12 protein-coding genes and 1 pseudogene are annotated in these 13800 nt (G+C 42.6%); 6 read left to right on the plus strand and 7 right to left on the minus strand.

Annotation, left to right across the window (positions count from 1 at the left end):
* Positions 1-174: 174 nt before the first annotated feature.
* From ACE1CM_RS39855 to ACE1CM_RS39880, 6 genes and pseudogenes are all read right to left on the minus strand, one after another.
* Complete coding sequence (locus ACE1CM_RS39855) at positions 175-1482, minus strand: CHAT domain-containing protein (protein ID WP_374884600.1); 1308 nt, start codon at positions 1480-1482, stop codon at positions 175-177.
* 36 nt (positions 1483-1518) lie between these two features.
* A pseudogene (locus ACE1CM_RS39860) lies at positions 1519-2025 on the minus strand (tetratricopeptide repeat protein); the annotation flags it as partial.
* A 12-nt stretch (positions 2026-2037) separates the two neighbouring features.
* Complete coding sequence (locus ACE1CM_RS39865) at positions 2038-3264, minus strand: tetratricopeptide repeat protein (protein WP_374884582.1); 1227 nt, start codon at positions 3262-3264, stop codon at positions 2038-2040.
* Between the two features lie 22 nt (positions 3265-3286).
* Complete coding sequence (locus ACE1CM_RS39870; RefSeq protein WP_374884583.1) at positions 3287-4024, minus strand: DUF928 domain-containing protein; 738 nt, start codon at positions 4022-4024, stop codon at positions 3287-3289.
* Entirely contained in the window at positions 3999-6299 is a 2301-nt protein-coding gene (locus ACE1CM_RS39875; protein ID WP_374884584.1) for a CHASE2 domain-containing protein, read from the minus strand. The genes ACE1CM_RS39870 and ACE1CM_RS39875 overlap by 26 nt, the downstream gene beginning before the upstream one ends.
* A gap of 5 nt (positions 6300-6304) precedes the next feature.
* Positions 6305-7645: an NB-ARC domain-containing protein gene (locus ACE1CM_RS39880; RefSeq protein ID WP_374884586.1), complete on the minus strand. Its 1341-nt coding sequence runs from the start codon at positions 7643-7645 to the stop codon at positions 6305-6307.
* 844 nt (positions 7646-8489) lie between these two features.
* Here ACE1CM_RS39880 and ACE1CM_RS39885 point away from each other — a divergent pair.
* From ACE1CM_RS39885 to ACE1CM_RS39900, 4 genes are all read left to right on the plus strand, one after another.
* Positions 8490-8741: a hypothetical protein gene (locus tag ACE1CM_RS39885; RefSeq protein ID WP_374884588.1), complete on the plus strand. Its 252-nt coding sequence runs from the start codon at positions 8490-8492 to the stop codon at positions 8739-8741.
* Positions 8742-8819: 78 nt separating this feature from the next.
* Positions 8820-9206, plus strand: a complete 387-nt coding sequence (locus ACE1CM_RS39890; RefSeq protein ID WP_374884590.1) for a hypothetical protein — start codon at positions 8820-8822, stop codon at positions 9204-9206.
* 250 nt (positions 9207-9456) lie between these two features.
* A complete protein-coding gene (locus ACE1CM_RS39895; protein WP_374884592.1) occupies positions 9457-10530 on the plus strand; it encodes an NYN domain-containing protein in 1074 nt (357 codons plus the stop codon).
* Between the two features lie 171 nt (positions 10531-10701).
* Positions 10702-11445: a hypothetical protein gene (locus ACE1CM_RS39900; RefSeq protein WP_374884593.1), complete on the plus strand. Its 744-nt coding sequence runs from the start codon at positions 10702-10704 to the stop codon at positions 11443-11445.
* A 285-nt stretch (positions 11446-11730) separates the two neighbouring features.
* Here ACE1CM_RS39900 and ACE1CM_RS39905 read toward each other — a convergent pair whose 3' ends face one another.
* Positions 11731-12009 (minus strand): YiaA/YiaB family inner membrane protein, encoded by a 279-nt coding sequence (locus ACE1CM_RS39905; RefSeq protein WP_226580118.1) that lies wholly within the window; start codon positions 12007-12009, stop codon positions 11731-11733.
* A 136-nt stretch (positions 12010-12145) separates the two neighbouring features.
* On the opposite strand from ACE1CM_RS39905, the gene ACE1CM_RS39910 reads away from it, so the two are divergent.
* Positions 12146-12616, plus strand: a complete 471-nt coding sequence (locus ACE1CM_RS39910; protein WP_374884595.1) for a rhodanese-like domain-containing protein — start codon at positions 12146-12148, stop codon at positions 12614-12616.
* 159 nt (positions 12617-12775) lie between these two features.
* The gene (locus ACE1CM_RS39915) at positions 12776-13507 is read left to right on the plus strand and encodes a TIGR04283 family arsenosugar biosynthesis glycosyltransferase (RefSeq protein ID WP_374884597.1); all 732 of its coding nucleotides are present in this window, start codon (positions 12776-12778) and stop codon (positions 13505-13507) included.
* Positions 13508-13800 lie beyond the last annotated feature (293 nt).

Raw genomic sequence — 13800 nt, forward strand, 5'->3', positions numbered from 1 at the left:
TTGTAGTGAAGAAAAATCTGGGGCTGCTGATGGCAGTCCTTTTATTTTTTGAGGATTGGTTGTTTACTCTTTTCTCGCCTTAAGAATAGTTAATTTATTGAACCGCAGAGACGCAGAGAACGCAGAGATAAGAGATAAGAGGAAAGAGAGCCTCAATCAGCAGGTAAGTCCTGATTATGCCTCTCCAATTAGGATAAATGCAGCCCAGTTTTTAGGATTTGCATAGTTTTGCATGGTTGTCAAGATTGCAGTTCGCAGGGCTTGAGCTTTGTCGAGTTTTAACTGGTGCAAGTTGCGATAAAACTCGGTCATCAAAAATGCTGTGGAATCGTCATACACTGACCACAGGGATACAATGACGCTGGGAACGCCTGCGGAAATCAGCGATCGCGATAATCCAACCACACCATCCCCTGTAATTGTCCCTCTGCCTGTGTTGCAAGCGCTCAGGACAACTAATTCGGCGCTGAGTTTAAGATGGAAAATTTCTTCGGCTGTGAGCAAACCGTTATCGCCATCTGAGGGAGCAAATGCGATCGCGCTTTCTAAAGGCTTCTTTTCGTTTACCATACCGTGGGTTGCTAGATGAATCAAACTTGCTCTCTCTAGCTGCGGTAAGATAGCTGCTTTTGTCGCTGTTTCTCCCAATAAAGGTTGGTTGTTATATATTTGTGCAATATTAATTGCTTCTTGTTCTGAATTCGGGAGAGCAGATAATTGTGACGGCATTGGGCTGGGATTGCCGACAACAAGGACGTTTTTTGCTGATTCTGAAACTCGCTGCTGTTGCTGGTGAGTTAATTGCAAAACTTGAATCGCCGGAGCAGTGATAATTGTATGTTTCTCGATTAAATATTTGCCATTTTTATCTAAAAGAGATGGGAATGGAACTAAAAACAGTTCGTTTTGAGGGATGAAAATAACACGCTGTTTGGGTTCAGTTGGTAATAGAGCGGCAATCGGTTCAATTAGCAAATGGTAGAGTTGTTGCAAACGTAAGTTTGATTGCGGAGATAAAACTGTTTCGTTACCGTCACCTCTCATGCGTTTATAAGTGTACTTTAAGAGATCCTTGAGAGAAGTATAAAGTGGCCCTGGTATATTTCCAGGTTCTAGCTGTAAAGGTTGGCGGCGAAATGTAATATCGCCAGTGGGGTTAATTACCCAAATATAAAGTTCTAATGCTTGCAGTTTTTCGGGTTGTTTGCTTTGAAACCCAAAATCGTCATAAATTAGCGAATACTCAACCAACGTGGCATTTTGTTCTTTAGCAATTTGTTTGATTTCTGCCAAAGTGATAGTCGGTTGAATATCAATATTGGATGGGGAAGTTAATCTTTCAGCTAATAAATCGACAAACGCTCTGGCGCGACCTGCTTCAGCAACTTCTAGTGCTTCATCTGTTTTACCTTGGGCAACTAAAACTTGTTGTAACCCACGATAGAGACTGATTTGGGTTTGAAAAATTGATATTTTATCCATGTCGCTCAATTTCGAGCGGAGGGGTTTTAGAATTTCGACAGCTTTGCGAAGGTTTTGCTCAGCTAATTGAATATTCCCAGCTAAAAAGAAGGCTGCAACCATATTAGTTAGGCAGATTCCCTCCTCCAAACGAGTACCAATTTCTTGGGAAATGTCCGCAGCTTGCTGATAGAATTGGACGGCTTGGAGATGTTTACCTAGAGCGGAAAAAATGATTCCAATGTTAGCGATTTGATTTGCTTGTGCAGATTTATTGCCAATCGCTTGGCTAATAGTTAAACCTTGCTGAAATTTTTCTAATGCTTGAGTATATTCGCCTTGATTTAAAAGAACCATCCCCAAGTTATTCAGGGTTGCACTTTCTCCACTGCGGTAGCCTAGTTCTTGGAAAATAGCTAAAGCTTGCTGAAAGTTATTTTGAGCTTGGTCATAATGATTTTGAACTAATTCAGCGTGACCGATGTTATTAAAACTTATTGCTTCCCAGACGCGATCGCCAATGTTTTTACTAATCTCTAAACCTTTCTTAAAATTATCATACGCTGCCTGATATTGTCACAAATTACTGTATAATGCTCCCAAGTTGTTAAAGTTCATTCCTTGTCCAGCGCGATCGCCAATTTCCTGGTATATAGTATTAGCTTGTTTGCAAAACTCTATTGCTTGCGAATACTTACCTTGTTTTTGATAAACTAGACCCATGTTTATTAAGCTGCGTCCTTTTCCCAAAGGATTGCCAATTTCTTGGAAAATATCGAAGGCTTCCTGTTGATTTGCTAGCGCTCGATCGTAATCATCTAAATTGTTGTAAACTACTCCTATATTGTTGAGGGTTGTTGCTTCCCCAAAGCGATCGCCAAGTTCTCTGTGAATCTCTAAAGCTTGCTGATGGAACTCCAGCGCCTGGAAATACTGACCCTGACTATCATAAAGTCCTCCAAGGTTGGTAAAGCTCATCGCTTCCCCAGCTTTGTGGTCAATTTGTCTGTGAATGGCTAAAGCGTCTTCCAAAAACTTATGCGCTTCGGAATATTGGCCTAAATGGTAAGATATTCCGCCAAGGTTGTTACAAATCATTCCTTCAAAAAAGAGGCGTTCTTTCGAGATTTTTTTACTACTTTCTAAAGCTCGCTCGAAGTTATTTTTCGCTAATAAATACTGACCTTGTTGGCGATAAACTTCTCCCATATTGTTGAAGCTTACCGTTATCCACATAGGATGGTTGATTTCTACAGAAAGGGTAAGTGCTTGTTCGCAGGTTTTTAGGGCATCTATAAATTGACTCGATTTTACTTGCTCTTTTGTTTGTTGCATGAGTTGAAAAATTTTATTTGAAGACTTTTCAAGTTGAGGGATGAACCGCGAGAGTTCTGCAAAAAAATGAGGCGATTCTTTCAAAAAAATATTGAAATCGGGACAAGCTAAAATTGTCGATATGATATTTTCCAGTTGTTGGCGAGGTTCTTCCACATACAAGGAAACTATCGTAATATAAATACGGGTCTTTGTTTCTCCAGAGCGATCGCCTATTTGCCGATAAATCTCTAAGGCAGCTTCTAAAGAGTGTGAAGCCGATCTAAATTGATTATTCTCAAGTTTGACAATTCCATCTTCTAAAAGTTGCTTTGCTTCCTGTTGGCGAGGGTGAGAAAATTCCTCTAAACTTGAGGATGTTTCTGAGTCAGGGGCAATAGTAGATATAAAGTTTGCCACATGACTCATCGCCGTGGCAAAATTAGTTGCCGCACTAATAGAAATGTCGCGGATTATTTTATCTAGCATGGCTCAATCCACCTGTGCAAAACTAAATTAAAGGTTCGGAAATCATATCATCCAAGTTAATACCCGATGCAGACAAAAGTACTTCCCAATCAGCTAGTAATTCTTCATCTGTTGGCGATTGGCGGCGAAGTTCAGCTAATTCTGTTAGCGCATCGTGCCACAAACCATTAATCGCATAAATAAAGATGCGCTCTCGTGGTGTTGTTGCTTTTTCTATTTGATTTATCAAGCCATCCGACAGTACGACGCGCATAATTTGTGGGGTGACAACCGCATCACCCCTCCCATCACCTACAGTGAAAATAAAATCCCACCTGTATGTTTGGTCTATTTCTAACCCTGGAGCATTTTCTGGCAGATGAAAGCTAACAATTCCTGGCGTACCTGTTAGCTGATACGTTGTTTCGTAAACGATATCTTCATTTTCATCCCAGAGGATAAACTCTGCGGAATGGGGTATTTCTGATGAATAAGGGACGTAAATCCAAAAGGTAGGATGTTCCGAGATGGTCAATCCAGGGTAATATTCAGGTACTAAGGCTGTGAGAGGTTTATCCGTAGCCGGAATTCCGGGACGCCTTCCCCCGTCTCGCCGTGGTTCTGGGGGATCTTTGCCGGTTGGGGGATTATAGTCTAGAGACAAGGATAATGGATGGCGATCGCTTGTTGTCTCGGTTGAGGTTTCCGACCAAGCGGGCGTTGCTAGGCTAACTAATACCAAAATTAGGAACAAATCAAGTGCGATTTGTCCAAGGAGCAACTTTTTCCAAAACATAGCACTGGAAAAGTCGGCGGAGACTGCCGAGATTGATACGTTGGCAAACTAGCACGATCCCAGCTGTAGCGATGAAACCCAATGCTGATGGCACCAACGGCACCCAGCTACCCTGCATTAGCAGGACAAAACAAACCCCTGATAAAACGCCAGCTGTCATGATGCTAGCTACTGCCCAGTTTAGCAGGGAATGCGATCGCCAGATAGCTAAACCTCCCAAAATAGACCAACCCCAGATCCAGATTACTTCCAACCGTTGCGACCAAACTTTCAACAGCGGGCGTTTATCCAAAACAGCGCTAATAATTTGACTCACCATTTGTGCGTGAATGACTACTCCTGACACTGTTTGGTAAGGCCATTGACTGCTACTGTAGGGAGTGAAGAAATTATCGGCAGTCGTTGGGGCAGTAATACCAATCAAAACGATGCGGTTTTTTACCCAATTTGGGTTAACTTTATCCTGCAAAACTTCTGTGAGGGTGACTTGTTGAGCAACGGTTTTGGAGGAGCGATAATTTAGCAGTATTTGGTATCCATCCAGATTCGAGGATGGCAAACTTTGGTATGCACCTGTATTCGCTGTCAATTGATTAAAAATTCGCGTTCCTAGTTGGAATTCACGTTGAGAAGTGGTTTGCGGTTGGATGCGATCGCCTTTTAAATAATGCAATGCCAGTTGACTGCTGAAGGACAATTCTGTAGCGCAAGGAGAGTTAGCTACTAATGGCATAAATAAAAGATGGCGACGCAGAACTTCATCGGGATCTACGACCAAGTCACTAAAGCCAATACGATTTGCTGGAACTTCAGCAGCAGGAGCAATTCCCGGCTTGTTGGGATTGTTATTTTGTTTAACGCTACAAAGTGCTATCAGGTTGGAATTCTGCTGCCAATGAGACGCTAAATCTGTGGGTTTTGCCTTTTGTGAAGGAGGACGAAAAATATCGATGCCAATTACTCGCGGTTGATAACTTTCTAACTTTTCTAATGTTTGGGCGAGGATTGCATCTGGTATCGGATTGCCATATTGGTTGAGATGCGATTCGTTAATTTCCACTACCAAAATTCGCGGATATGGCTGTTCGGCAGGACGCAGTTGTATTAATGTGTCGTAAGCTTTAAGTTCCCATGCCTGTAGCAACCCCACCTGCCTTATTCCCAGCACCAAAAGGGTTATGACCGCGCTGGTTAGCAAAACCAACGCCCCTGTACGAAATGTGCGGCGGTAGGGAAATTCCACCTCTTCTAAGCGACGCAAAATCTCTTGGGCATTCTGAGGGCGATCTTTCGGCAAGTATGCCATCAAGTCATCAATTAAATCTGCCAGCGGTGCTGATATTTGGGGAAGATTATTTGGGTTATTTTGAATTCGCGATGCCAAGTTATGCAACTGCTGTATTGCCCAATTTCTCCATTTATTTTCTGGCAATAATTCCAGCGCTTTGATGGCATAGTTTATAACTATATTTCGCCAGGTTGGCGTCAAATATATATTGTCTCTCCAGCGCAACTTACCTGTTTGATTATTTGGAGCTATCCTCGTAAGTAAATGCACAAATGTACGCCCTAAAGAGTAGAAGTCGGATTGGTAAACGGCTTGACCTTCATATTGTTCTCGTGCTGTGTAGCCATTTGTACCAATTTGCGTGCGAGCAGTTTCGTGCATTGCCACCGAACCAAAGTCTATTAATACCAGATGCTCGTCTGGTTTCAACATGATGTTGGATGGCTTGATATCCCTATGCAGGAGTTTTCTGTTATGCAGAGCGGCTAAAGTTTTTACTAATTGTTTCAGCCAATCAATGGCAATTTTTTCAGATAATATGTTATTTTCTGGCAACCACTGTTCTAAGTTAATTCCTTCTACTTTTTCCATCAATAAGCAGTGCAGCTTCAATTCATTTAAACCCTGATGATGCTGAAATAAAAAGTATCCGTCATTTTCAACCTTGGGAATACCAAGATGCGGATAATTGTAACTTAAAAACTTCAATACTACAGCTTCTCGCTTAAACAGTTCCACTGAAGTATGAGGATCTTTCAATACTTTTAATACTTTTGGTTGATCTAATTCAAATTTCAAGTCTAATACATCAAAGACTTCAGCATTTGCATTTGGTTCAGACAGAAGTTTACTGAGTAAGTATCGCTCCTGTATCCGCAATGGCGTACCACAGGTTTGACAGCTTTTTAAATCGAGGTCATCATCTGGGTTTTGACGTTGCGGACAGCTAGGATTGATGCAGTAAATAGACATAGTTTTTAATCATCAGCAGAGGTAGTCTGACTCGATAACTTAGTGCGTGCATACTCTTTGACTAAAGACTGGAGCGTAAATACAACTTCCTTACTCTCTGTATCTTTTCTTTCTAAGAGCGATCGCCGACTCAAAGACTGCATGGCTGCGATCAGTTCCGATAGTTCTGGCGCCTGGGGATAAAAGGATGAAAGCTTCTGCCTTAACTTCACAAACGAAATCGGTTGTTCTTCCATTGCCAGTAAATCTACTATCTTCTTTTCTAGAGCCGATAAGCGATCGAATTGCGGCTTCAACAAGCTAGAAATATCCCCAAATACAAAGGTTTTTTGGTCTATAAACGTGGAAACACGACCGCGAAATACCTCGTTGATGGTAGCAACAGCCATTTTTAAAGCTAAGGGGTTACCGCGATAGCGTCCGATTAACTCTGACCACCTATCCTCATCTAATTCAGATAAACCTTTTTTATGAAAAAAATCCCTAATCTCTGGTTCTGACAACTTTAAATCTGTCAGTGTTAAGGTGCGGACGGGAGATTTTAGCTCTTCCTTTGGCTCTGCCAAAGCAGCTATTTCTGGAAAGTTTTCTAAACTGGTAAGTAACAAACAGCTTTGATGGCGTTCTTCACCCACCCTTCTAAAAAGTTCGCCATAGTTTTCATATCCTTTCTGATAGCGTCCAGCTAGTTCTTCTGTTTGCAGAATTGCATCGGCAGAATCTAGTACTATCAGACAGCGATGTTTGCGAAAGCAGTCAATTAGTAGGGAGATTTTTTGGTTAGTCTCCGTCGGTAGATTGGGTTTTTGTGGGTGAGAAAGTAGCGGAATTAGGTTAGCTAGCAAGTCGTCGAGGGGTGGTGCGTAACGAAGCGATCGCCATATTACCCGCTCGAATTTACTGTCAACTTGTTCGACTAACTTCACGCACAAAGCAGTTTTGCCCATTCCTCTCAATCCTAGCAGCGCCACTAGGCGACATTTTTCTTCAACTATCCATCTCGCCAGCTTATCCAACTCATCAGAGCGCCCGTAAAATGTCGAGACATCGGGAGCCTCTCCCCAAACTATTTTCCCTGGAAGGGCAGATTGGCGTTTTTGAGACTCGGAAAGAAGAATTTGCTTCAAATCCGTTAGTTTACCTGGGCGCACACCCCCTAGATTGAATTTCCTAAACACCTCGCCCAATCTCTTGCGAACTGTCACTTCGCTAATCTCTAGCTGCGCGGCAATTTCTGCGATCGCTAAATCTTTCAGCGCCAGAGACAAAGTCTGCCATTCCGCCTCCGATACACCATAGGCGGCGACTATAGCTTCAAGTTCACCCTGGGGAATTTGGGAAATCAAACGCTTACTCTCTCTCTATCCGATACATACTCTCTATTATACGATAGTTACTCCGTGGCAGCCGTCTCGGTTGCAGTGTAGCGGCAGCATTAATGCTGCCGCTACACAAACAAAGCCGTTTGGCTGTACCTCACCCAATTCAAATCCGCTATATTCTCTGTCTAGGTTGAATGTTAGTACAGATACAAACTATCTGATAAGTATAAAAATGTATATAGGTCGGGATTTGGGTGGGGTTTTTGTAACAAGGGATACGTAATACTGATATTGGGAGGCGATCGCGTGGCGGCTTAATAAACTGTAACGGGATATTTCTTGACAGTTTGTAGATAGTTAACTATACTAGCTATCACAACTGGATAGTTACAGCGGATTGCAAATGAGTGAGGTACACCTTTGTTTGTGTAGCGGCACCCTTAAGGGTGCCGCTTCACAAACAAAGCAATAACGCTTTCCCTCACGCGGCTGCAAGCCGCTGTAAGCGAACAGACAAGCTGATAACTGTTAGGACACGCAGAATCTTTACGGGTAGGGTGCGACGATGACAACGCCACGAGTAGCGTCTGGAGTTTCAATTTGCGTAAGTCCTGGGTATTAAAGCACTTGTCTTGTGCAAAGTTTCTGACAATCAATCAGAGGTATATTTCATGGCAAACCCAGCAAAGAAGTTTTTTTAGGATTTGAAAAGAGAGTAAGGTATGGCATCAGTATCCTATTTTATCTGCTTGGATTACTTGCGATCGCTCTTTTTTGCCTCTTGGTAGTTTTGTGGATTGATTGGGAATAATCATAGCTTTTTTGCGGAAAATTAAATATTTCATTTAGTTTAGTTGAGGATGTAAAAATGGATAGCTTTATCGGTGATTTTTTCAGTTTTCGGACAATGGTGAGTTCTTGGATTGTCCGGCTCATCTATGTTCTCGGAGTAGTCGTCTTGATTCTTGCTGGCATACAGCAAATCTTCAGCAATCCTATAGCAGGATTGGGATTAATTATCATCGGCAATCTATTTTGGCGAATTGTTTGCGAGGCATTGATTTTGTTATTTGCAATTCATCACGAACTAATCAAAATTGCTCGCAATTTTAAAGCTTGACATATTCTGGGTGTAACCAGCTACAAATATGGTGTTTTGTAGGAGCAACACAAAGTTATTACATAGTAGGTGAAAGTCATGCCAAACCTTAACATTAAACGGCATCGGCAAATGGATAATCTGAAATCTTTCAGAGGGTTTCTAGTTACAGTCTTTTTATTAGGCATTACTAGCTGCGGATCGCCTGCTAGCTTATCGGGAAAATACCAGTCGCCAGATGGCAAGCAGGGATTTGAATTCCTTGCAGACAACAACGTGATTCTACATGAAGTAGACAAAAACCAACAACTAGCGGGAAAGTATGAGATTTTAAAAGGCGAGGATGCTCAAAAACTTAAGATTTCTGGTCCCGCAGGTTCTTCTGTTATCGATATCGAGATAAAAGGAGATTCACTAATTCTTAAGCAAGGCAAAGAAAATTTGGTTTTTCGCAAGGTAGATCGCTTTGCTGTGCAAACTCCATAGTTACTAGGATCTCCCGTACTTGGAGCGATCAATTTTACTAATTACTCCCATCCCGGTAGAAGATTATGTATTTCTTCCTTCTTCTTCCTTCGCGTCTTCGTAGTTCATTACAATACAAATTCTTCTGGCACCGAAGGGAGTAATGTGTAGGTTGGTTTTCGTGCCTCAACCCAACCTACAAACTTCAAGTCAATCGAGAATATTCGCCAACAAAAGCCGAAGAACTTACATCTAGATTAGAGGTAATCCCATGAACGACAAGCACAAGCTGTTAAAAACTGCCAAACAAATTAGCCTCTTTAGTTCTGTAGTGGGAGCAGGAATTTCAGCTATATCTGGACAAGTTGCTTATTTTAGCGTACCGCTTTCTCTGGCAGTGTTGCTGATGAATGAAGATCGCTGTCGCCGGTGCGAATTGTTGCAACAAGCTCAACAAAAAAACCAAATTACTGTGGCTGATGTCGAGCAGCATTCTCAGGAAATCGACTACCAAATCGAGCAGTTTCAGAAAGGAGAGAGTCAGTTAAAACCACCCCAAACAAAGTATTTAACCAATACGCATTTAAGGCTGATTATCTCAAAACTGCATCAAGTCCAGCAGCAGCAAAAAGCGATGCAAATAGGCCAAATTAACAAGTTGGAACAGCAGGTAAAAGAGATACAGCAGATGCTTAGCGATCTGGATGCTAGTACCGAGGATCTACAGGATCGTACTCGCAATTTAGACCAACTAAAACAGCAGATAGCAGAGGTACAGCAGATGTTGCAAGCAGAAGATTTCAGTCGCACGATTCCACTTAGTCCCCAAGTCACTTCATCTGCTACTAAATCATGCCATCGGAGCCAACATGAGCGAGTCGCTATCTTTGTTGATGCAGCCAATCTTTATTATGGTGCATCATCGCTGGGTATCAACATTAATTACGCTCAACTACTCTCAGTTCTTCAAGCTAAATCTGCTGCATGCCGCGTCTTTTTATACACGGGTTTTGAACCCAACAACAAGAAACAATTGAGTTTTTTGTCATGGATGCAGCGCCAAGGCTATCAGGTGTTTAGCAAAGAAGTGGTGCAACATGCGGATGGTTCGAGAAAGGCCAATTTAGATGTAGAATTGTCTTTACACATGGTAGAGTTAGCCAATTCTTACGATACGGCTGTTTTGGTCAGCGGGGATGGCGATTTTGTCTTTCCAGTAAAGATTGTCCAAAGCAGAGGTAAACGAGTGGAAGTCGTTAGTTTTCGTTCTAACACCAGCGTCACTTTGTGCAAAGCGGCAGATTCCTTCCTAGACTTGGAAACCATCCTCGACCAAATTTGTTAGATTAATAGCGATCGCATTCTGAGTTTGACGCTGCTGGTATAACCTGCTTTCTTTGACGCCTTTTTGCAACAAACTGTAACACTTGGAGCCAGATATCACTCCTTGGCGATCGCTTATTTTAAGCTCGAGAAATTTTCTCCAATTAAATAACAACTTAAAGGAGTTAAACAAATGAGTTTAAAAGAGTCAGACAACTTATCTAATTCTAATCAAAATCCCCAACGAGGAAATAAAAAAAACGTCAAGGCTATCATCTCCTTAGTTGCCGGAATAATGATTATTACCGCAATTAGTTCATCTGCACTCACCGTAATAGTTCTTCAACGACTAGGTGTAATCGTTTTAAACAATCCAACGCTTTCACCTCTATCTCCGATTTCACCATCTCCAACTGCATCACCTTCTCAAATTGCATCACCATCTCCAACTGCATCACCTTCTCCAACTGCATCACTCTCTCCAACTTCCCCGCCAGCTTCAGCATCTTCCATCTTCACTACCCAATGTCTGAGTGCTACACCTGGTTATGAAAGTGTTTTACTAAAAAATAGCGAACCACCGAATATTGTTATAGCAGGAGAAGTTCTGCCTGAACTTGGTTATTTGTATAGCGAAAAGAATGATTCCGGAGCTTTTGTAGGTTATGCTGAAGTCTCGTGCATTCTTGATTCCAAGTTTCAACAACTTAACTTAGTTGTAGGAATGGACAGTCGCGATACCCGCGCTATACAAAATAGAAGTCTAACAGTCGAGATGCGTGTAAATGGCGAATTAAAAGAAACAAATACTGTAACATTAGGTGCAAAACAAAAGATGTCTGTTAACGTTCAAAATGTCCGCAGTTTGGGTATCAAGGCAAAATGTAGTTACTACCGTTGTCCCCGTCTTTCAATTCTAGAAACAAGCTTAAAATAATCTAATAATTCACGATGTTAGGACTTATATCATGTCCGGTCGATTACCCATAATCAGACGCCGGGACACGGCACGATTAACGTTATCTGTTTGTCCGAAATATCTCTGATGCCGTGTCCCTACGCAACGACTACGTGAGGTTTTTTTATTATGGGCAATTCAACGGACATCATATTACGCTCATATTCCCGGTTTCTCCGAAAAATCCTTGGGAAAGGGAAGCAAAGAGCGACTCAGAAACCGAGTTTCTGGCAACGCCATTGCGTAAGTTCTGGATGTCTTATTTTATTTGAGGGGATGGTGTTCGCTGAGTAATTTTTCGACTTTGGCTTCATCGATTCGGGCTGTTATTTTAGAAGCTTCGTGATTGTCTCGGATGGTTTTGGCTAGGGTCAATGATGAGCCAACTGTGAAGGTTAAACCCATGCCCATGAAGCCTTTTACCCAGCCATCTACGGGCAGGTAGGCAATACCCATCGCCGTTGAACCGAAGGAAAGTATAAATGAAGCCCAAACTTGAATAATCCAGGCAGCTGTATCTTTTTGAGGGGTTAGGTTTTGCATAGGTTTTCCCGCCTTCCGATAGGTTTGAGTTGTTGGCATTATTAGCTCAATTATTCGGCTATATAGTATGCTATGTTAGGAGTCTAATTCGGAAAACACCCGAACGGGTGAGCCAGTTTTTCAACTGTCTGAAATTGTGGTTTTGTTTTGGCGATCGCTTACCTTCAATCTCCTCAAGCGCTTGATTACCCTCAAGTTTCCCAATGTCGAGTCGATAACGCCGGAAGCTTTGGCACAATGGCTGCAAGATTCTACTAAGACACCGCCGATTTTACTCGATGCTCGCAGCGAGGCGGAGTATGAAATAAGTCATCTGTGGCACGCAAGGCGCATCGATCCTGACTCGCCTGATTTGTCAGCGATAGCAGATGTATCTTTTGAAACACCGCTAGTGGTATATTGTGCGGTCGGTTATCGCAGTGCAGCGGTTGGATCTTGGCTATTACAGGCGGGGTTTTCTCGCGTTTACAATTTGGAGGGCAGTATTTTTCAATGGGTTAACGAGGGGAAAGCGGTGTATAAAGATGAACAAAAAAATAGCGGGGTGCATCCGTATAATTGGCTGTGGGGGAAGTTGCTGAAGTTGCAGTATCGCGGCAAAATTTGAACCGAGGGAGGATGCGATCGCGCAGGCACGTAGTTGCGCTTCAGCGCTCCAGGCACGTAGTTGCGCTTCAGCGCTCCAAAATCCTGGTTTGGCAACGAAAGATCCCAGAAAGAAACCCGGTTTCTAAGATCGTCGCGAGTAAGTTCTAAAATTAAAACCATGTCACGGGTTAGTATAATCATTCCCACTTTGAATGAGGCAACTTCATTAGGACGCACCCTGCGTCTGCTTAAACTACTCTGTCCCCCTGCTAGTGAAGTTTTGGTGGTTGATGGGGGAAGTGAAGATGAGACTATTGCTATAGCGAAGGCATTTGATGTGCGCGTCATTTCTGCGGAAAAACGAGGGCGTTCAATTCAAATGAATTTGGGTGCAGATGCTGCAACGGGGGATATTCTCTGCTTCCTTCACGCTGATACTATTGTACCGGATGACGTTGTAGCGGTGATCGAGCAAACTTTGGCAGATAAAACTATCGCCTGCGGGGGTTTTATTTCTCTGATGACAGGTTCGATGACGACTCGATGGGGCATATCTCTGCATAATTATCTCAAAACTTACTACGCTCCGCTGATTTTTAAACCTCGTCTGTTTTTTAAGGGATTGCGTCTTTTGTTTGGCGATCAGGTAATGTTTTGTCGTCGTTCTGATTTTTGGGAATGTGGCGGTTTTGATGAAAGTTTGCCGATTATGGAAGAGGCGGATTTATGTTTAAAGTTGACTCAGCAGGGACGTATTTGTCAGGTTAATCGCATCGTACAAAGTTCAGATCGTCGCGTTGCTCGTTGGGGATCTCTCAAGGCGACGGGGATTTATCTTTATATTGGTATTTTGTGGGGTTTGGGCGTTCCTGCAAGTTATTTAAAAAAGTTTTATCAGGATATGCGCTGAAGAAAAGTGAGGTAAGAAAACCGAGGCAGCAGCCCACGCGAAAACCGAGGCAGAGCCTCGCGATTTCGTTCCCAGGCTCCAGCCTGGGAACGAGATCCGGGAGGCTCTGCCTCCTAACCCGGTTTATAGTGTTTTGCGACTTCATAGAATACACTTTATTTTGCATGAGGTTAATAGTCCGCGTAGGCGGGCGCCCTTTTTTTTTCGGGAACCAAAAATGTGGCGCCAAAAAAAAAACCCCCCCACCGCCAAAAATAAAAAAAATTAAAAAACCCAAAAAAAGGTTTTTAGTT

This window comes from Microseira sp. BLCC-F43, from assembly GCF_041929235.1.
Lineage (GTDB): Bacteria > Cyanobacteriota > Cyanobacteriia > Cyanobacteriales > Aerosakkonemataceae > Microseira.